Raw genomic sequence first — 21,195 nt, 5'->3', positions numbered from 1 at the left:
CGCCTCCCCCCAGGCTACATGTAGCTTTTTTAAACCAATATTATGCAAGGTTATTTTAATAATAACCAACACTCTGTAAGCAGTTCGGTCTCAGCTACTTCATGGTCAAAGTTGTAATAGCAAAAAATACAGGGTAAATCACCCAACTGTTCGCCTGAATTAGGCAACCAATCACGATATAAACAATAGACTGCGTCCCCAATGGTATCGCGTGAGCCTTTATGAACTGCTACAGCATAACGCCCTGCAGGTAGGTGTTTTTCAATGATATTACCTTCAAGTTTTATTTGCTCTGGGACGGTAATCCCTAAGTCAAACCGAAAATCAGCGGGGTCAGTTGTCTTTGGATCGTCATAAGCAAAGCCAAAAGCTTCTCCTGCTTTAGGTTTTAAGTTCATCGATTGAGATTTTGCCCAATGAATTAACTTATTGACACTTTCACCCACTTTTTCAGGTGCGCCTCGATGTTCTAGTACCGCCAAACGTCTGGCTGGTATCTCTCTGATCAATACATTCATGATGATGTTACCTTGTTTTGGCAAATAATACGGTGAGTTTTCCCAAAAACTCCAATTTGAGTGCACTCTAAATTCACTTGGATTCATACCACAAGCTTGTTTAAATACACGTGTAAAGGCCTCATGAGATTCAAATCCCGCATTTATTGCAATTTCGATAATGGTTTTATCTTTATCAACAATTAATTGATGGGCTGCTCGTTTTAAACGAAGCCAACGAATATATTGTTGTAACGATAGCCCTGTATAAGCGGTAAATAAACGATGGAAATGGTATTTTGAAAAGCAGGCAATATGACTTAATTGAGTTAAATCAAGCTTTTCATCAAGATGTTTGCCGATAAACTCAATTACTTTTTCTAATTGGTACTTATAATTCATGCTTTTCTCAATTTAAGGTCATCAACTTATTTACACAAATCATGTTATCGAATTTATGGAAGAATGTTTTGACCATTTTTGCTAATTTTGATGGAAAGCCATATTTGGCTCATCTTGAACGAAAAAGCTGACTTTCCCGGTGATACAGGATGCGCTTATCAAAAAAAAATCCCGGCAAAAATGAACCGGGATTTAGGTAGAGGAGAATGATACTAGTCGCGCCCTGAAAACGCACTTAATATGTTAAGCAAGCTGACGAACAAGTTGTAAATTGATACAAATAGACCTACGGTAGCCGAGATGTAATTCGTTTCACCTTCATGGATAATTGCACTTGTCTGCATGAGAATTAGTCCTGAAGAAATAAGAATAAACGCAGCTGAAATAGCTAATTGCAGTGCAGGTATATGAACAAAAATTCCTGCTATCATCGCTAATAAAGCAACCATCATACCGACAAAAAGAAATCCACCCAGGAAGCTGAAATCTTTTTTAGTTGTTAACGCATAGCCGGATAATGCAAAGAAAATAATACCAGTACCGCCTAACGCAGTTGCAATTAATTGCGGACCGTTAGTAAAGTGACTGATGTAGAAGTTAAGCACTGGACCTAAGGTATAACCCAGGAATCCGGTGAAGGCAAAAACACTTACTAATCCCCAGACACTGTTTCGGAGTGCTTGAGTCAAAAACATTAAGCCATAAACGCCAACTATCATAAGAAGAGGGTTCATGGGACGCGCACCGCTCGTAAGAGAAAAAACTGCCATAAATGCACTGAACAAAAATGTCATGCTCAGTAATAGATAGGTATTACGCAGTACCTTATTGCTGGCAAGCACTGACTCATTACGTCGCGTAAGTATAGTGACATCATTTCGGTTCATTGTTTAGAGCTCCTCTATGTTTATATTCTCAGTCTAGCATATCTATGGGTTAGTTTCCTATATTTCAAGTTTAAAAGGAATTATTTTTGTTTTGAGGTTCTATAGTACTATAGTAGTATATAAATAATTCTAGAATAGAGTCCGTAGTGACCTGGCATTCAGGATAACGCAAAAAATTTCGACATTTTTGATGTCATAAAATTGCAGGATTTATTATGGCACGCGCAGCTTTGATACAAATGGTTTCTTCAGCAGAAGTTGCTGATAACTTACATCAAGTTGAAAAATTAATGCTCCAAGCCCGTGAAGAGCAAGCAGATCTTGTGCTTTTACCTGAAAATTTTGCGTTTATGGGACTTAGGGAAACAGATAAATTACAGATTGGGGAAGTATATGGTGTAGGTCCAATACAACAAAAAATTAGTCAATTGGCAAAAAAATTAGGCTTATGGGTAATCGCCGGAACTATTCCTCTTAAAAGCACAGGTTCCAAGGTACGCGCCAGTTGTCTGGTTTATGATGCCCAAGGTAAGTGTGCGGCGCGTTATGATAAGATTCATTTGTTTGATGTGTATGTTTCCTCAAAAGAAGCATATCAAGAATCGATGTCCATTGAGTGTGGGCATGATCTGGCTCTTGTAGATACCCCCGTTGGAAAAGTAGGATTAACAGTTTGTTATGATTTACGTTTCTCAGAACTTTATCAACAACTCATGTTGCAAGGGGCTCAGTTGTTTACCGTCCCTTCAGCATTTACGGCTGTAACAGGCTTAGCTCATTGGGAAGTATTATTGCGAGCGAGAGCTATTGAAAATCTATGTTATGTTTTGGCGGCAAATCAGGGGGGGCAGCATGAAAATGGACGTACTACTTTTGGTCATAGCATGATTGTTGACCCTTGGGGAAAAGTACTGACACAAAAAGAAACGGGTACTGGAGTGGTAATAGCAGAAATTGATTTACAAGGTCAGCAAGAATTACGCCGAAGTTTCCCCTGTTTGGAACATCATGTATTAAACTTATAAGTAGAATACTACTTTTTTAATACATCAAACTAACAGATATTATTTTATTTATTTAAAAGGTAATTAAATGACAGAGGTTCTTACTACAGCAAAAAAAATTTTATTAGCTCCTGCTGCGCTGGACGAAACGGGGATAGAAAAATTATTTAAAACCATTATGAATCGTCATATTGACGATGCAGATCTTTATTTTCAAAGTTGCAGTTATGAATCATGGTATTTGGAAGATTCAGTAGTGAAAAGCGGTAGCTATTCTTTAGATAGAGGTGTAGGTATTCGAGCTGTCAGTGGCGATAAAACAGGTTTTGCCTATTGTGATGATATTTTACTGCCCTCAATGTTACGGGCAGCTGACGCAGCTCGTTCTATTGCACTTACTGGATCGAAGCCAATTCAATCTATCCAGGTAAAAGGTGCGGCGGTAAGTCGTTATCAAAGTTTAAACCCTATTGAAGGGATGAGTAAGCAAGAAAAAATTGCTTTATTAGAAGCAATTGATAAAGAAGCGCGCAGTATTGATCCTCGAGTGACCCAAGTTAATGCGTCCTTAAGTGGCTGTTATGAGGTTGTAATGGTAGCTGGGATGAATGGGCAGATGATTGCTGATGTTAGACCTTTGGTGAGCATCAATGTCAGTGTGATCGTAGAAGATAAAAATGGAAGAAGGGAGTCCGCTCGTTCTGGTGGCGGCGGCCGGGTGCCTTATTCTTATTTTTACGAAAAGGAAAATGCCTTAAGTTATGCTCGTGAAGCAGTACGTGAAGCATTGATTAATCTGGAGGCCCAACCTGCTCCAGCAGGGACGATGCCCGTTGTTCTTGGACCAGGCTGGCCCGGTGTTCTATTGCATGAAGCGGTAGGGCATGGTTTGGAAGGGGATTTTAATCGCAAGGGTTTATCTGCTTTTTCTGGGCGTATTGGCCAACAAGTTGCAGCAACCGGGGTTACAGTAGTTGATGATGGTACTTTGAAAGACAGGCGTGGTTCCTTAACAATTGATGATGAAGGGACACCCTCACAATGCACTACGTTGATTGATAACGGAGTTTTGGTGAATTACATGCAAGATAAACTGAATGCCAAATTGATGGGCATGCAATCTACAGGTAATTGTCGCCGCGAATCTTATGCGCATGTACCTATGCCCAGGATGACTAATACATACATGTTGGCTGGACAACATGATCCTGAAGAAATTATTCGTTCAGTACAACGCGGTTTGTATGCAGTCAATTTTGGGGGTGGACAGGTAGATATCACTTCAGGTCAATTTGTATTCTCAGCCAGCGAAGCTTATCTTATTGAAAATGGAAAAATTACTGCGCCAGTCAAAGGAGCAACACTCATTGGTAATGGGCCCGATGTAATGAAAAAAATCAGTATGATTGGAAATGACCTGGGATTGGATCGAGGAATCGGTGTTTGTGGAAAAGAGGGGCAATCAGTTCCGGTTGGAGTAGGGCAGCCTACTTTGAAAATAGATGCTTTAACCGTGGGTGGGACAAGTTAAAGAATAAAACATTACAATGTAGCCTGAGCTTTACTTTGCTTTACTGAGGCTACATTTGATGTTCTTACTCATGTTTTGGATTACTGCATTTAACCCTTTAAACCAACAGGAATTCTAACGCTGATGGAATTGTTAGATTGAGCTTGTACAGTACCTCCTAATCCATTAGTAATAGTATAAGTTACAGTAAATCTTGGATCGGCCGGATTATTGCTTTGATAACTACAAATTATATTTCCAGTCGCACTGTTATACGTAACAGAATCATTAAAATAGTTGATTAAGTTAGCAGGAACATCTTGTACTGACCCAGTCGAACGAAAATATACTTGGAGTGGTTGAGACAATATATCTTCCATACCATAGCCACCAATATAGCTTCCAAAATTAGTGACAGCATTTGGACCGCCTTGAGTCATAGGACAAAAAACATTGACTTCATATCCAATAGGGTCTGCCATTGCCATTTCAGGTAGTACAATGGAGCCGGAAAGCATCAATAATGAGCTTAAAAAAATATTTTTCATTATAATAGGTCCTTCTATATTAATTGAAATAAAGAAATTTAATTATATAAGCGAATTAGATTGTTAATGAATAAAAATAGACTGTCAACGAAAATTTTTAGTGGTGCAAGCTTACTCGGCTTCAGTTATGTATTATTTTATACACTCCTCCACCCTCATTCACTTGCACCTTGTCTAAAGCTTAGTGGTTAACACTATGATTTACGCAAAATCAAAATGGTAAGCAACTGAGGCAACAAATTCGTTTAAGAAAAGATGCTTCGTTTCGAAAGGTGTGAGTACCCCTGTAGCAACAGTAACGACATCGAAGAATGAATTTTCAGTGCGCAAAGTACCCGCATCAACAAAACGATAGCCAAGCCCAATGCTGACTTTATCGTTAAAAAAGTAATCAGCACCGACACCAGCATCCCAAGCAAAGCTAGTCACTGAATCTCCATGAATGCGAATATCATAAGTTACTGGATTACCGCCGAACACATGCTGTACGTTTCTTAGATTACCCATTTGGTTATAAGCAAAACCAATCCCGCCTTTAACATAAGGTACAAAGCCACCCCAATTTACAGTGGGCTTTAAAATCAGATCAAACAGGAACGTTTGGACGTCAATGTCATCTGCCTCAAAATGATCTTCCAGATAAAAATTAGGATCAGTAGGAATGACTGCATAGCTCGCATGAAGAAAATAATCATAGCCACTTCGGTAATCCCAAGTAAACTGGATGGCAAAGTTGGGGTTATATTGATAGCCGATGAATGCACCTCCAAAACCGCCAATCCCGAAGTCGTTATTCCAATCGGAGTTGCTTGGTGCAACGACACGAAGAGGCTCGCTACCACCGAGATCGGGTGCAAAATGCGTGTTTAAAGAAATAGAAGCTCCGCCTTCAGCACCAATATAAAATCTTGGTGCAGAAGGAGCAACACTCCCCATCACACCAGCAATGGCTAAACTATTAAATCCAATACACAGTGCTGCTATAGCAATTGCCTTGAATCTCATATTCTCTTAGTCTCCTTGTAATATTATTTGGTGAGCTAATTTTTAAATTAGTGAACACTGGAATAAGTCAGTCTAAAATAATACAGGGGACGCCTAATCCATGGCACTAAATTATGGTAATAACAATACATTTCATAGTGGTATTTTGCCGAAGCATGCTACTACTATGAAAGTTAAATAGCAAACTTCTCCACGGTTTCGGATAATCATGCGCTATAAATCCTGGATTACTTTTGCTCTCTATTTATTCTACGCACTTTTCTCGTCATTTAATCGGTTAAGCAAAGAGCTGATTTCAAAAATGCGCTCTTCTGATGCAGTATTATCTAGGGTAAAACGTAAGCGTTGGGGGCCGTCCATTTGGTATCTTTTGGCATGTACTTGAATTAAATGAATCAACACTCCTGGATCAATCGAAGGATTTTCATTGAATTCCAGTTTGCCTTGTTGTGCACCGGCACTGATTTTTTGAATGCCCATTTTTTCTGCTTTTAATTTTAATTCAGTAATCAAGAATAAGTGCTTCACTTGTTGTGGAAGCAAACCAAACCGGTCAATCAACTCAATTTGTAAATCATGTAATTGTTCTTTACTTTTTGCATTGGCGATTCGTTTGTACATGATCAGTCGATTATGAATATCAGGGATGTATTCTTCAGGAATAATGGCACTGATCCGTAAATCTATCTCAGGTCCTTGATGCATAGGAGCAGATAACTCGGGTGTTCTTCCTGCTTTTAAATCATGTACCGCTTTATCAAGCATTTCCATAAATAAATTGAATCCGACTGCCTGCATGTTTCCACTTTGTTCAGCACCTAGTAGTTCACCTGCTCCGCGAATTTCCAGATCATGTGTTGCCAGAGTGAATCCTGCACCGAGATCCTCTAATGAAACAATTGCTTCCAGCCGTTTGACGGCATCAGCAGTTAATAATTTTTCATTAGGGGTCAGCAAGTAAGCATATGCTTGATGATGAGAACGGCCCACACGCCCACGTAACTGATGCAGTTGTGCTAAACCAAATTTATCCGCACGATCAATAATAATTGTATTGGCTGTGGGAATATCAATACCGGTTTCAATGATCGTGGTGCAGACCAGTACATTGAAGCGGTGATGGTAAAAGTCAGACATTACCCGTTCCAACTCGCGCTCACGCATTTGTCCGTGCGCACTGCGTATTTTCGCCTCTGGAACCAGGGTTTGCAAATCTTGGCACACTTGTTCAATTGTTTCTACATTATTATGCAAGAAAAAAACTTGCCCCCCTCTAAGAATCTCCCTCAGTATGGCTTCACGCACAGTGGCATCTTTTTTCTCTTGCCAGAATGTTTTAATCGCGAGACGTTTGGCTGGGGGTGTAGTCATTAGAGAAATATCCCTTATACCCGCCATAGCCATATTCAGTGTTCTAGGAATTGGAGTAGCTGTCATCGATAAAATATCAACATGAGTCCGTAAGCCTTTGATGTGTTCTTTTTGTTTCACTCCAAAACGATGCTCTTCATCAATAATGAGAAGTCCTAAATTTTTAAAGGCAATGTTACTTTGGAATAATTTATGGGTTCCTATGACGATATCAACAGTTCCTGATTTCAAAGCAGTGAGCACCGCTTCAGTTTCTTTGCCTGAACGAAAACGTGAAAGCAATTCAATGTTGATGGGAAAATCGGCAAATCGGTCCCGGAATGATTCAAAATGTTGCCCAGCGAGGAGGGTTGTTGGTACCAGGATACAGACTTGCTTGTTGCTTTGTACTGCAACAAAAGCGGCACGCATGGCTACTTCAGTTTTTCCAAACCCTACATCCCCGCAAATTAAACGATCCATAGGTCTTGGGGATTCCATATCTTTTATTATTTGTTCAATGGCTTGTAATTGATCCGGAGTTTCTGTAAAAGGAAAAGCACTGGCAAATTTAACATACTCATCGTGCTCTACTTTATACTGGTATCCAGGTTGTGCTTCTCTTTTTGCATAAAGATCCAGCAGTTCAATTGCTACATCATGAATTTTTTCGGCAGCTTTTTTCTTTTCTTTTTGCCATTGATCAGAACCCAGTTTATGCAAAGGGGCATGTTCACTATCAACCCCTGTATATCGACTAATGAGGTGGAGTGAGGTGACAGGGACATAAATTTTATCCTCGCCTGCATAAGTAAGAACTAAAAACTCACTAGCAAACCCATTAGATTCTATATGTTGTAATCCTTGATAACGTCCTACGCCAAACTGCAAATGAACTACAGGAGCGCCCACGCGGAGTTCAGCCATATCACGAATAATTAAATCAGGGTCAACCGCTTTTTGTACTCCTCGCCTTTGAGGGGTACTTTGCTCTCCAAATAGTTGAGACTCCACGATGATTACAATATGACTTTGTTTTAATTCACATCCATAAATAAGAGCCCCAGTGCTGATGTTGATCCGAGTAGTATCATTAATAAAGTCGTGCCATGAAGAATGAACTTTGGGGGAAATACCACTCGGTTTAAGCAGATCAAGTAACACTTCACGACGTCCGGCACTTTCGACCACAATTAAATAGCGGCGTGAGGAATCCGCACAATAGTGACGAAGTTGGCTTAAAGGTTCCTGAGTTTTTCTATCTATAGGTAGTTGTGGGCCTGGTTCGATGTCAAAATTAACTACGGCACCTTTTCTATCAGAAGGATTTTGGAACAAGCGAAGTTGTTCATAAGTATTGGCCTTAGTTAATAATTCAGTTGGATTAATAAAACATGCTGGGGGTGATAGAATGGGCTTACTGATATCGTATCGTCTTTGTTCAAAGCGTTCATTTAACTCTTGCCAAAATTGTTCCGCATTATTTTGAATGTTTTCAACTAAGCAAACCTTGGCGTTTTCGGGTAAATAATCAAAAAATGTAACTGTTTTTTCAAAAAACAATGGCAGATAATATTCAATTCCTGAAGGGAATTGACCCTCACTGATCGCTTCATAAATAGGACATTGGCTTGGATTTCCGGGAAATTGTTCTCTAAATGTACGGCGAAATAGAAGTTGACTTTGTTCGTTTAAAGGAAATTCTCGAGCAGGTAATACATTGATTTCTTTAATTTTTTCTATTGTACGTTGGGTTTCAGTATCAAACTCTCTCAAGCTTTCAATTTCATCATCAAAAAGTTCAATGCGAAATGGCAAACCCGAACCCATAGGATAGACATCAATAATTGAACCGCGTAAAGCAAACTCTCCATGCTCAAGTACTTTATTAACACAATGGTAACCGGATTGTTGCAGCTGGTTCCGAAAGGCTGTTAAATCCAACTTTTGTCCTTCTTTAAGCATCAATGCATATTGATTCAAGAATTCAGGTGGACACAGCCGATGCATTAATGTGCTTGCTGCGGTAATGACAATCGCATTTGTCACTTGTTGGATTCGACTTAATGTATATAAGCGCTCGGAGATGATGTCTTGATGGGGTGAAAATTGGTCATAAGGGAGTGTTTCCCAATCAGGAAAAAACAATAACTCTTGGGGTGAGTCTGGATTGAGAAAGAAATTCAATTCCGCTTGTAATTGATTCGCACTGAGATTGTCCTGTGCAATCAATAGCTTGATTCCGGGTGTTTGTTGACAATATTCAGCCAATGCAAGTGCTAAGCTGCTTCCGTGGAGTTGTCCCCATATTTGTTTAGATTGTATTGGCTTCTTATAGAGTAAGGTTTTAATGGACATAGCTTAGGCAAGCGGATTTAAAAATTAGCGATTATACTCTATCTAAATTTATAGGTCGAATCGATATTAATTACGGAAATTCAGAACTCAAAATTTATTGGTTGTTATTTCGAACAGAACAATTCAAACTAAATTTTTAAAATGTGCTGCACTGACAGCTACAGATCAGGCACTCTCGGGCCAATCATTAATTTTAATATCGAAATGATTTAATAAAGCGATGACTTCCGGGACGGAAAAACGTGCTTGTTTTATTCTATTCTCATTTGGATCAATGGTGTAATTGATAGCATTTGTGAAATCAGCAGAATTTAAATTTGTATGGAGAAATAGGCTATTCAGTAAGTCGGAATCCACAAAACTGGCATGACTTAAATTGGCTTCTCTGAAATCAATATCATGAGCTTTACATTCCTCAATGATCAAACCAGAAAGCTCCAATCCATAAAAACTGGAGTGGCTTAGGTTGCTGCTGTAAAAATAGAGGGGGCTTGTAAGCTTGACCAAGGGCCAACTTAATTCGGTCCAATTTACACCTATAATTTTTGAATTTTTAAATGAGATTTCTGAAAATTTACAATTTGGAAATTTTGCAAGAGCTAGATCGCAGCCTTCAAAATCGCAATCAGTGAATTGTGTATTCCTGAAAATAACGTCAATAAATTTACATTGTTTGAATCGGCAACTTTCAAAATTGATTTGCTCGATTCGTGTTTTTTCAATAGTTAATTGCGTGAATGTTTGATTAAGGTAAGTATGATCATTAAAGGGGTGTGTCATATACTTTTTCTCTAATTTGAAATCACTTTGTAGCCTGGGTGAAGGGTCTGAATCTTCTACACATCGCTGAGTAACCAGGCCTATTCCGACTTTCCGCGGCTTGTCCGCGGGATCCAGGTGATCTCCCTAAAACACTGGACCCCGCGGACAAGCCGCGGGGGTAGAAACAGGCGAAGCGTAGCGGAATCCGGGTTTCTAAACAAGAGTATAATTGTTTAATCCCGGATTACGGCTTGCCTTCGCCCAGGCTACACATTAGGTGCTACAACTTAGGTTTCATTTAATGATGTATCGGTTTCAATGAGTTCAAGCTCATCTAATTCAACATCTACGGACTCAATTTTTTGAAAACGCGACGTAATTTTTTTTGCGGATGTATTCACTTCACTGACATCTTGATGAGCCAAATTGATGTGCTTAGACAGTTTATCCATTCTTTTTTCAAAACGTTGGAAATCATCAGCAAGAGCTTGTAGATGTTTTTGAATAATGTGAACTTGTTTGCGAGTGGCATCATCTTTAAGCACCGCTTTAGCAGTAGTAAGTACGGCCATTAAAGTACTGGGAGAAACAAGCCATACTTTTAATCTTTGAGAAAGAGAAATTAAATCAGGATAATTTGCATGAATTTCTGCAAAGATGGATTCGGCAGGAATGAACATCATAGCACCATCGGTGGTTTCATTGGGTATAATGTATTTTTCTGCAATGTCTTTAATATGCTTTTGAATGTCTTGACGAAATTGTTGTTGTAACGATTTTTTCTCAACCGAACCTGTATCAGTGCTGATAAGTCGCTGATAGGTTTCGAGAGGGAACTTCGCATCAATAACTACATTACCCGTTGGTTCGGGCAAGAACAAAATACAATCAGCGCGCTTTTGATTACTTAGTGTATATTGCATTGCAAAATGATTAGGTGGAATCATATTGCTGATGAGTGTCGCCAATTGTACTTCACCAAAAGCTCCACGCGCTTTTTTATCAACTAATACATCTTGCAAGCTAACCACATGATTGGATAGTTCAGTAATTTTCTTTTGTGCTTCATCAATGATTGTTAACCGCTTTACTACGTCAATAAAAGTTGAGGACGTTTTTTCAAAACCTTCGGTTAATTTATGATTGACTTGTTGAGTTAAGCTGTGGAGATGATTGCGGATTTCTTCAGTAAGCAACTGCAAATGAGAGGTCAGTGAACTTGCATGTTGCTTGAAACTATGACTCATTTGCTCCCTAACATCGGTCATTTGTTTTTGGACGGTATCATGTATGAGTTGTTGGGTCATCAATTGTCCTTGGGCAATTTTCTCACTTACATCCAGGCGTACCTGATGTAATTGGGAGGTAAATGCCTCTAGAACTTTTTCATTAAACTGCCTGCTCAATTTTTTTTGCTGGCTTTGTTTTATCAAAAGCCAAATTAGGAATATAAATTGGAGGGCTAAAGCATATGCGATGCCCTCAAGTAACGTGATTGAAGATAAAAATTGCATTCATTAGTCCAAAAGTTGACTGAGTTTAATCGGTGGGTCATATTGATATATCGTTTTTAATTGCCCGTAATCAGTAAGGTGCAAATAACCCACGGAAAGCTGATCCTCTGCCAAACGAGCTGAATTGTCAAAACTAAATTTAATTATTTGTTTTCCGGGTTCGAGCCATTGTGCGCTTTGCGCTGTTTCAACGGGAAGATCCGCACCTTTGGAATTTTTTGTGTATAAAACACTTTGTAATGCATACCGACTTGCAGTAGCAACTTCTACAGTAGCGGCAAATGTTAGAGGGTTAGAGGAGATCTTTTTGATGCTCATTAGGCTTGCGGAAGGGATTGAATAGGAGAAAGCAGCCCGTCCACTACGATGTAAGGGACTATTCTCACCAAGTGTGCATAATACATCGACCTCGATATACCAGTTGCCCCCATGAGTGTTGTCATCAGAAGATAAAAGTGCGCTGGCTTGGAATTGGTTGCGTTTAATTTCTTTTATTTTGAGAGGGATTGTTTGATTATCAGGACCTACCAATGTGGCATTCACATCCTCTACAGGATAAGAGGTTATATTATCTTTAAGCGTAATAAGGGCATTAAATTGATCACCGTATTGATATTGCAATGCCGAAGGTTCAATTTGTAAATAAATTAAAGAGTATTTTTCAAACACATGAATTAGATAGGAATCGGCATTTGAGGAATCTGTGGATTTGCTTTTGAGTATGAAATGACTCATACCCAATTCAGGTTTGATTTGCAGCATGATCTGATGTGAACCTATCCTGAGTGATTCATCAATTGCTTCATCCTGACTGTACAAAGAGGAAGCTTCTTTTAAGCTTATGAATTTGCTGGACTTAGCACTTTTAAGCTCCAATGCAGGAATAGATTTATTTTTTTGCAAAGGGAGAATGCGTATTACTGCTTCTGGTGTGTGAATCGCTAAGTTAATGCCTTGTTGTAATTCGGCAGCAGTCACTTGTTGATTATAACTGTAACTTTTTTGGATGTTGCTTTCTTTTTTATTTAAAGGAAATTCTCCAATTTTCCAGCGATCCTGCATGCTTTCATGAGGTAAAGTGCTGCAAATATCACAATCATAAGATTTGACTGGATTTTGTGGCAGGGTGAATGCGCTGACTTGCGCGCAACAAAAAAATAAAGGCAATAAAGTAAGTAGAGTTCTCATTTTACAGTTCCTTCTGAATCTAGGATAGAAATCAGTTTCTTATCCAGTCCAAAACATGAATGTCGACTTTGGTTATGGCTAAGCGTTGTTTCATCATCCGTTTGTTCCTTGTCATAAAACCAAATCGTACCTGCAGCGGCTTGGGACGTACAATTTAAAAAACCATCGGCACAATAATCCAGATAGATTTTGGCAATTCTTAAGCCGCTATTGAGTAGATAACCATTACAGTAACTGGCTGAAGAGAGGGGGGAGGCAATAACATCAGTTCCTATGACTGCATTAAAAGGTACGGGCAAGGAGGGGCGATTATTAGTGCCGAATAAGAGCTCTTCGTTGTAAATATACATGTCACCAACACGTTGCTGTTTCACCGCATCTCCCGTATAACCTAACAACCAGCTCAGGCTGGCTTCGAAAACACCTCCATTGAAAAGCATATCAGCAAGGGGTGTACCTCCACTTGAAGGAGCTAAAGCAACGACGTTTTTGATTTTGCTTTTTAATCGCATATATCGATTATCATAAGTTGGATTCGAAAGGATCCAGCGCATTACATTTGCGCCATTGGAATGGGTATAAAGAACTAGAGAGTCAATTTTGTTACGATCTATAAAATCTAATAGCTGATTTGCAGTACATCCTGCAGCTTCTTCATCCCACATGTATTTACTGTAATCACAATGAACTACATAGTAGTTTTCAGGATTCGGAAGCCCTTGAGCAATATCTTGAATAAAATCAGTTTTCCAATAGCCTCCTTCCGCATCATCTCGGTGATCATTTGTTCCATGAACAAATGCGATGCCTAAATTTCTATATCCATCCGACTGTGGAAGAGCATACATTAATGTGGAAGATACAAGTAAAAACCCTGTTATTAAGATACGTTTAAAATCCATTTTTATCACGCCTCGGTTCTTGTTGAATCGATATGTATCTATAGCATATTTTTTAATGATAAACTAATGTTTTTAGGATCATAAAGGGTACGAATTTTTTCGTAGCTTGGGTGAAACGAAGCGAAATTTGAGAGGTGGTAGTTTCCCTACGTACCGCGCTTTATGCGCGGTATCCAGATTGATATTCTGAGGTATTGCTGAAGTCTTTTTTAAAGTAAGATTACTGGATGCCGCGCATAAAGCGTGGCACGTAGAATGTCAGGCTTCATGTATGGCAATGACTCCTTAGGTTTTGAATTATGGATGGAAAATGAATGAGTATTGATGAAATAAAGGGACAAGTTGCTGAATTAAAAGATAAAATAAGGCAGTATGATTATCACTATTATGTTCTGGATGAACCACTTGTTCCTGATGTTGAATACGATCGGTGTTTTCGTGCATTACTGGATTTGGAAGCTAAATATCCTGAATTAGTGACAGCCGATTCGCCTACCCAACGTGTGGGCGGTACTCCCGCAGATGCCTTTATGCCAGTATCTCACAGGCAACCCATGCTGTCCCTATCAAACGTATTTACTGAGGAAGAGTTACAAGCATTTATTAAGCGTGTCACCGAAAAACTGGATGAACCAGTTCAGCAATTGGTTTTTACCTGTGAACCTAAGCTGGATGGGCTTGCAGTAAATCTTAGCTACGAAAATGGAACATTGATTTCTGCAGCAACGCGTGGTGATGGAAGTACAGGTGAAAACATTACTGCCAACATTAAAACAATCCCTGCAATTCCTTTAATTTTAAGAGTAACAAAACCACCACGGTTTATCGAAATTCGTGGAGAGGTATACATGCCAAAAACTGGTTTTGAAGAGTACAACAAAAAGGCCAAAGAATCTGGGGAAAAAGTTTTTGCCAATCCCCGTAATGCTGCTGCAGGAAGCTTACGGCAATTAAATCCTGCAGTGACAGCAAATAGGCCTTTGGCCATTTATTGCTATGGTATAGGAGCTTGCGAAGGATATAGTTTACCAGATAGCCATTGGGAGCAATTGCAATTACTTAAAGAATTTGGTTTTAGGGTATCTTTAGACACCAAACAGGAAGTAGGTATCAAAGGTTGCCTGAGTTATTACCACGATATGTTAGCCAAGCGTAATCAACTTCCTTTTGAAATTGATGGGGTTGTTTATAAAGTAGATAGCATCCCTTTACAACGACAACTTGGATTTATTTCGCGAGCTCCCCGATTTGCCTGTGCCCATAAATTTCCTGCTACTGAAGAGATGACCGAACTGTTAGCCGTTGATTTTCAGGTAGGAAGAACGGGTGCTTTAACTCCAGTAGCTCGTTTGGCTCCGGTCAGTGTTGCAGGAGTTACTGTAAGTAATGCGACTTTGCATAATATGGATGAAATTGTCAGAAAAGATATTCGTATCGGTGATATGGTTATTATTCGTCGTGCGGGCGATGTTATTCCAGAAGTAGTTTCTGTCGTTCTTGAACGACGCCCCGCAAATACCAAAGAGATTCATTTACCTGATAAATGTCCTGTTTGCGGTTCTGATGTAGTGCGTGAAGAAGGGGAGGCGGTTGCGCGTTGTGTGGGTGGTTTATTTTGCAAAGCGCAACTAAAAAGAATGATGTGGCATTTTGCTTCACGTAAAGCGATGTATATTGAGGGGTTGGGATCTGTGCTTATTGAGCAGCTAGTCGATGAAGGAATAGTGCGCCATTTACCCGATCTTTATACGCTTGATGTTACTACTTTAGCAAATCTTCCACGCATGGGGGAGAAGTCGGCAAAAAATTTATTGAACGCTTTAGAACAAAGTAAAAATACAACATTTACTCGGTTCCTTTATGCGCTGGGAATTCGTGAAATTGGCGAATCCAGCGCCCGAATGTTGGCAGAACATTTCGGAGATATCGACGCGATTTCCAAAGCAACAGAAGAAGAGTTAATGAGCTTGCCAGATATGGGGCCTGTAGGTGCTTTTAATGTAGTACATTTTTTTGCACAAGAACATAATCGTCAAGTGATTGAACGTTTATTAACCCTTGGTATTCATTGGCCAAAAGTTGAGAAAAAGAAAGTCAATAAAGCGCATTCTTTATTCGGAAAAACAGTGGTTCTAACGGGAACCTTAAGTACTATGGGACGTGAAGAGGCCAAAGCAAAATTATTGGCTGTGGGGGCTAAAGTGACTGGTAGCGTCTCAGCAAAAACAGATTATGTTATTGCTGGAAGTGAAGCAGGATCCAAACTGGATAAAGCCAATGATCTGGGTGTTGCGGTTTTGGATGAGGAACAGTTTTTTAAAATATTATAGGATTTAGTTCCATTTACTGTCTTGGCTAAACTGTCCTGATTTACTGCGCTTCGGTGCTCGAAAATCAGGCCATTTTAGCTCAAGCTAGCGAAATGGAAACAGACCTAATTTATTTAGATAAGGATTTTTTTTGAATCGTATACAGCGAATCGTTCTGGTGGCTTTGTTTTTTAAAAGTGTTAGCTGCTTTGCTTATGCATGGCCTTGGATTTTAAATAATCCACATCCCCACGCACAAGCAAACAAAAATATTTATTACTCATCATTTGCTGAACAACCTAAAACTCTGGATCCAGCACTTTCTTATTCGTCGAATGAGTCTCTTTTTATTGCTCAAATATATGAGCCTTTGCTGCAGTATGATTATTTGAAAAGGCCGTATCAATTAGTTCCATTAATCGCATCACAAATGCCGCAATTAAGATACCTGGATGCCCAAGGTAATTTACTCCCTGAAAACAGCCAGGAAACACCCGCTTATAGTGTGTATACTATAAACATTAAAAAAGGAATTTATTATCAGCCTCACCCTGCTTTTTCTAAGGATAAAAAAGGCTCCTATTTTTATCATCATGTTACATCGGGATATTTAGACGAAGAAGACATTAACCAATTATCTGATTTTAAGCATATAGGTACGCGGGAATTGATTGTTGATGATTATATTTATCAAATAAAACGATTGGCTAATCCTGCATTGAGTTCACCGATTTATGGTTTAATGAGTGACTATATCGTCGGTTTTGCAGAATATGGAAAAACACTTCCTAAAGGTAATCAATACATTGATCTGCGTCATTATCCTTTAAAAGGGCTAAAAAAACTGGATGATTACTCCTTTGAAATCACTTTAAAAGGAAAATACACCCAGTTTTTATTTTGGTTGGCTATGAGCTTTTTTTCGCCAGTTCCTTGGGAAGCTGATTTCTTTTACTCTCAACCAGGCATGTTGGACAATAACATCACTTTGAGTTGGTTCCCAGTAGGAACAGGTCCTTTTATGTTGGTTAAAAATAATCCCAATCGAAATATGGTACTCCAAAAAAATCCTAATTTTCGCGAAGAATATTATCCAAGTATCGGTTCTGATGAAGATAAAAAATTGGGCTATTTGAATAATGCAGGTAAACGAATACCTTTTATTGAAAAGGCAATTTTTACTCTTGAAAAAGAATCTATTCCTCGTTGGAATAAATTTTTGCAAGGTTATTATGATAGCTCAGTGATTGGGGCGGACAGTTTTGATCAGGCAATCCATACGAATCGCCATGGCAAAGCTGAGCTAACGCCAGAGATGCAAAAAAAACATATGTATCTCACTGTGGAATTACAACCTACTACTTACTACATGGGATTTAATATGCTTGATAAAGTAGTGGGGGGAACGAGTGAACGCGCGCGCAAGTTAAGAAGGGCGATTTCAATTGCAGTAAACTATGATGAAAATATAGCCATTTTTCATAATGGTCGAGGTATCGCAGCTCAAGGACCGATTCCACCTGGTATTTTTGGTTATAAAGAAGGTAAAGAGGGAATTAATCCTTATGTATATGAATGGAAAAATGATGAGGCAGTGCGCCGTCCCATTAGTGATGCCAAGAAGCTTATGGCTGAGGCAGGATACCCTGATGGAATTGATCCGGCTACTGGAAATCACTTAATTTTGAGTTATGATGTCACTACAACTGGTGGTCCTCAGGACAAATCCTTATTTGATTGGATGCGTAAACAATTTGCCCAGATAGGCATCGATTTGAATGTTCGGGCAACCTTGTATAATCGTTTTCAAGAAAAAATGCGTACGGGTGATACGCAAATATTTAGTTGGGGCTGGGTGGCAGATTATCCGGATCCTGAAAACTTTTTGTTTCAGTTGTATGGTGCCAATGGCAAAGTAAAGTTTAGCGGTGAAAATGCTGCCAATTATCAAAATCCTGAATTTGATCGTCTTTTCAATTTAATGAAAAATCGACAAAATGATACACAAAGACAGCAGATTATTGACGAGATGATCTCTATAGTTCGTAGTGATGCCCCATGGATTTGGGGGATACATCCTGAAGAGTTTATTTTATCCCAGAGTTGGGTTTCTCGGGTTAAGCCAAATACAATGTTTTCTGCAACTCTAAAGTACCTCGCAATCGATGTACCCGAACGAAACAAATTGAGATTTGCTTGGAATCAACCCGTTTTTTGGCCATTGGGTTTATTGTGTTTGCTTATTCTCATCCTAATTCTTCCTTTGGTTATTGCTTATCACAAAAAAGAAAGAAAACCGGCAGAAAGGACGTTTATCCCATGATCAAGTATTTACTGCGTCGAGTCACGTATTCGATACCCATTCTTTTTGGAATTAATCTGATTACCTTTATTTTATTTTTTATGGTTAATACACCGGATGATATTGCACGCATGCATTTAGGGCAGAAACATGTGGAACAACAAGTGATTGATGATTGGAAAGAGGCACATGGTTATAATTTGCCCTTATTTTATAATGAACAAAAAACTGGAATAGAAAAAATACAGTCGACTTTGTTTTTTCAAAAATCAATGAAGCTCTTTACTTTTAATTTCGGTGTGTCTGATTCTGGACGAGATATTAGTGAAGACATTACCTACAGAATGTGGCCAAGTCTTTCAATCGCATTACCCGTTTTATTATTGGATGTTATTGCTAACATTATTGTAGCTATGGCAATGGCTTTTTTTCGGGGGACTTATCTTGATTTAACTGGTGTGGTGCTTTGTATTATTTTAATGTCGATTTCAAGCTTATTTTATATTATTGGTGGCCAATATCTTTTTGGTAAATTATTACGTCTCGTACCTATTTCAGGTTATGACAGCGGCTTTGATGCGTTAAAGTTCGTTATTCTGCCGATTACTGTAGCAGTACTTAGCGGTTTGGGGGCGGGAAGCCGTTGGTATCGCACTTTATTCTTGGAAGAAATGCATAAAGATTATGTTAAAACTGCCAGAGCAAAAGGACTGTCAGAACGAAGAGTGATGTTTAAACATGTATTGAAAAATGCAATGCTTCCTATATTAACCGGAATTGTAGTGATTATTCCTTCCTTATTTATGGGTAGTTTGATATTGGAATCTTTTTTCGGAGTGCCCGGCTTAGGTAGCTATACGATTGATGCAATTCAACAACAGGATTTTGCTATTGTGAGGGCTATGGTGTTCTTGGGTTCGATTCTCTATATTGTAGGATTGGTATTAACAGATATTTCTTATATGCTGGTCGATCCCCGAGTGAGGTTATCTTAGAAATATTAAATATAAACGTTAGGAATTCAATGCTCTCTAAAAATTCGGGTTTTGCTTCGCATCTAAGGTATTTTGTACGGCCTTTAAGTTAAGGAATAACACTTTTTGCCTACGTCCCGCGGCTTGTCCGCGGGATCCAGTGTGGGTGAAATATTTTTGGATCCCGCGGACAAGCCGCGGGACGTAGGGGATAAGAATGAACGATGAGATTAAATTGAGAAGAATAAAATGACGGTAGACTTTCTATGGACTGATAAATGCTTTCTTACCTTATTAGCCTTTAGTGGAGTGGTTATTTTACTGAGTTTACGCAAGTATCATATAAGACGCTCTTTTTCCATAATTTTGCACAGACCCATCGCTGTGAGTGCGGGCATCATCCTGTTGTTTTTTCTTATTGTTGGTATTTTGGATTCGATTCATATTACATCGGTAAATAAGGAAACAGAAACTGCAACTACTGTGTTGGATAAGATTTTGGCTCCTATAGATCAAATTTTAGAAAAAACTTATTCAGCGCCATTGGCTTTAAGGCAATTTGTTAGTGAAACTACCTTTGTGAATGGTGTTGTTGAACAATCTTATCCATTACTGATTTATCCTGGTAAATGGATAAAAACAGAAGTAGAACGAAACGAAATCATAAAAAGTACCTTTTGGCATGCATTCAAATGGGGTTTGTCCGTGGCATTTTGTATCGGAATAGTTCTGATTTTTATTCGTTTGTGCCGAAACTCAAGACCTTTTTTTGCTTTAAGTGCGACGAGTTTAAGCACCTTAATTACCCTAAGCGTTCTTACATTTTTTGTTGTGCTTGGTTATGAGCTTTCAAGAACGTTTCATGTGTTTGGTACGGGACAAATTGGCCAAGACATTTTTTACTTTACAATTAAGAGCATACGTACAGGCTTAGTCATTGGTCTTCTAACTACTTTATTTATGCTGCCCTTAGCTTTGTTTTTGGGAGTCGTGGCAGGATATTTTGGAGGTTTGGCAGATGACTTGATTCAGTATACGTATACCACTTTAAGCTCTATACCTGGTGTTTTATTAATTACTGCCTCAGTTTTGTCTTTGCAAGTTTACATAGCCAATCATCCTGAACAATTTACTACTTTAGCTCAAAGTGCAGATGCACGTTTATTGGCACTTTGTTTCATCCTTGGCGTAACGAGTTGGACTAGCTTATGTCGGCTTTTGCGTGCTGAAACTTTGAAGCTACGTGAAGTAGATTATGTTCAAGCGGCGCGTGCTTTAGGATCCAATTGGTTTACTATTATTCGCAAACATTTATTGCCCAATGTGATGCATATTGTGGTGATCACTCTGGTTTTGGACTTTAGTTTTCTGGTTATGGCTGAGGCATTGCTTTCTTATGTGGGAGTAGGGGTTTCACCCATGACCATTAGTTGGGGAAATATGATTAATAGTGCACGTTTTGAGTTGGCACGTAATCCTGTTATTTGGTGGCCTATATTGGCTGCATTTATTTTTATGTTTTTACTGGTTTTAGCGATTAACTTATTTGCAGATGCGGTCCGGGATGCTTTTGATCCCCATCAATCGCAAGTTTGATATAGAAATTAAAATATAGCGCATCCACTAAGTTCTAGACAAGGCGCAAGTAAAGTGAGGTGAAGTGAAGGAGTGTACACAAGTACA

17 protein-coding genes are annotated in these 21,195 nt (G+C 39.0%); 7 read left to right on the top strand and 10 right to left on the bottom strand.

Going from position 1 to position 21,195, the window contains the following annotated elements; genetic code table 11:
- Positions 1-50 precede the first annotated feature (50 nt).
- Both FOLKNPGA_RS11570 and FOLKNPGA_RS11565 read right to left on the bottom strand, forming a co-directional pair.
- A complete protein-coding gene (locus FOLKNPGA_RS11570) occupies positions 51-899 on the bottom strand; it encodes a GyrI-like domain-containing protein (RefSeq protein ID WP_182350052.1) in 849 nt (282 codons plus the stop codon).
- Between the two features lie 212 nt (positions 900-1,111).
- Positions 1,112-1,786 (bottom strand): Bax inhibitor-1/YccA family protein, encoded by a 675-nt coding sequence (locus FOLKNPGA_RS11565; RefSeq protein WP_182350051.1) that lies wholly within the window; start codon positions 1,784-1,786, stop codon positions 1,112-1,114.
- Positions 1,787-2,001: 215 nt separating this feature from the next.
- On the opposite strand from FOLKNPGA_RS11565, the gene FOLKNPGA_RS11560 reads away from it, so the two are divergent.
- On the top strand, positions 2,002-2,811 hold the full coding sequence (locus tag FOLKNPGA_RS11560; protein ID WP_182350050.1) for a carbon-nitrogen hydrolase family protein: 810 nt from the start codon (positions 2,002-2,004) through the stop codon (positions 2,809-2,811).
- 67 nt (positions 2,812-2,878) lie between these two features.
- Positions 2,879-4,321: a metalloprotease TldD gene (gene tldD, locus FOLKNPGA_RS11555; RefSeq protein WP_182350049.1), complete on the top strand. Its 1,443-nt coding sequence runs from the start codon at positions 2,879-2,881 to the stop codon at positions 4,319-4,321.
- Positions 4,322-4,410: 89 nt separating this feature from the next.
- Here the strand turns inward: tldD and FOLKNPGA_RS11550 are convergent, their stop codons facing one another.
- From FOLKNPGA_RS11550 to FOLKNPGA_RS11520, 7 genes are all read right to left on the bottom strand, one after another.
- Entirely contained in the window at positions 4,411-4,848 is a 438-nt protein-coding gene (locus FOLKNPGA_RS11550) for a hypothetical protein (protein WP_255465967.1), read from the bottom strand.
- A 201-nt stretch (positions 4,849-5,049) separates the two neighbouring features.
- On the bottom strand, positions 5,050-5,853 hold the full coding sequence (locus tag FOLKNPGA_RS11545) for an outer membrane protein (protein ID WP_182350048.1): 804 nt from the start codon (positions 5,851-5,853) through the stop codon (positions 5,050-5,052).
- A gap of 249 nt (positions 5,854-6,102) precedes the next feature.
- Entirely contained in the window at positions 6,103-9,561 is a 3,459-nt protein-coding gene (mfd, locus tag FOLKNPGA_RS11540) for a transcription-repair coupling factor (protein ID WP_182350047.1), read from the bottom strand.
- A 165-nt stretch (positions 9,562-9,726) separates the two neighbouring features.
- Complete coding sequence (locus FOLKNPGA_RS11535) at positions 9,727-10,341, bottom strand: pentapeptide repeat-containing protein (RefSeq protein ID WP_182350046.1); 615 nt, start codon at positions 10,339-10,341, stop codon at positions 9,727-9,729.
- 269 nt (positions 10,342-10,610) lie between these two features.
- Entirely contained in the window at positions 10,611-11,837 is a 1,227-nt protein-coding gene (locus tag FOLKNPGA_RS11530; protein WP_182350045.1) for a DNA recombination protein RmuC, read from the bottom strand.
- Between the two features lie 3 nt (positions 11,838-11,840).
- On the bottom strand, positions 11,841-13,025 hold the full coding sequence (locus FOLKNPGA_RS11525; RefSeq protein ID WP_182350044.1) for a DUF4785 domain-containing protein: 1,185 nt from the start codon (positions 13,023-13,025) through the stop codon (positions 11,841-11,843).
- Entirely contained in the window at positions 13,022-13,927 is a 906-nt protein-coding gene (locus FOLKNPGA_RS11520) for a hypothetical protein (RefSeq protein WP_182350043.1), read from the bottom strand. Before FOLKNPGA_RS11520 ends, FOLKNPGA_RS11525 begins: the two co-directional genes overlap by 4 nt.
- A gap of 314 nt (positions 13,928-14,241) precedes the next feature.
- On the opposite strand from FOLKNPGA_RS11520, the gene ligA reads away from it, so the two are divergent.
- From ligA to FOLKNPGA_RS11505, 3 genes are all read left to right on the top strand, one after another.
- Positions 14,242-16,257, top strand: a complete 2,016-nt coding sequence (ligA, locus tag FOLKNPGA_RS11515) for an NAD-dependent DNA ligase LigA (RefSeq protein WP_182350042.1) — start codon at positions 14,242-14,244, stop codon at positions 16,255-16,257.
- Between the two features lie 130 nt (positions 16,258-16,387).
- Entirely contained in the window at positions 16,388-18,559 is a 2,172-nt protein-coding gene (locus FOLKNPGA_RS11510) for an ABC transporter substrate-binding protein (RefSeq protein WP_370529167.1), read from the top strand.
- Positions 18,556-19,533, top strand: a complete 978-nt coding sequence (locus FOLKNPGA_RS11505; RefSeq protein ID WP_182350041.1) for an ABC transporter permease — start codon at positions 18,556-18,558, stop codon at positions 19,531-19,533. The genes FOLKNPGA_RS11510 and FOLKNPGA_RS11505 overlap by 4 nt, the downstream gene beginning before the upstream one ends.
- 83 nt (positions 19,534-19,616) lie before the next feature.
- Here the strand turns inward: FOLKNPGA_RS11505 and FOLKNPGA_RS19215 are convergent, their stop codons facing one another.
- Positions 19,617-19,685, bottom strand: a complete 69-nt coding sequence (locus FOLKNPGA_RS19215) for a hypothetical protein (RefSeq protein ID WP_370529204.1) — start codon at positions 19,683-19,685, stop codon at positions 19,617-19,619.
- Here FOLKNPGA_RS19215 and FOLKNPGA_RS19210 point away from each other — a divergent pair.
- Together FOLKNPGA_RS19210 and FOLKNPGA_RS11495 are read left to right on the top strand one after the other, a co-directional pair.
- Positions 19,675-19,740: a hypothetical protein gene (locus FOLKNPGA_RS19210; RefSeq protein WP_370529203.1), complete on the top strand. Its 66-nt coding sequence runs from the start codon at positions 19,675-19,677 to the stop codon at positions 19,738-19,740. The two genes, FOLKNPGA_RS19215 and FOLKNPGA_RS19210, sit on opposite strands and share 11 nt — an antisense overlap.
- A gap of 21 nt (positions 19,741-19,761) precedes the next feature.
- Complete coding sequence (locus tag FOLKNPGA_RS11495) at positions 19,762-21,108, top strand: ABC transporter permease (protein ID WP_182350039.1); 1,347 nt, start codon at positions 19,762-19,764, stop codon at positions 21,106-21,108.
- Positions 21,109-21,195 lie beyond the last annotated feature (87 nt).

This window comes from Legionella sp. PC1000 (genome assembly GCF_014109805.1).
Lineage (GTDB): Bacteria > Pseudomonadota > Gammaproteobacteria > Legionellales > Legionellaceae > Legionella > Legionella resiliens.
This window is presented reverse-complemented; position numbering and strand designations above follow the sequence as displayed.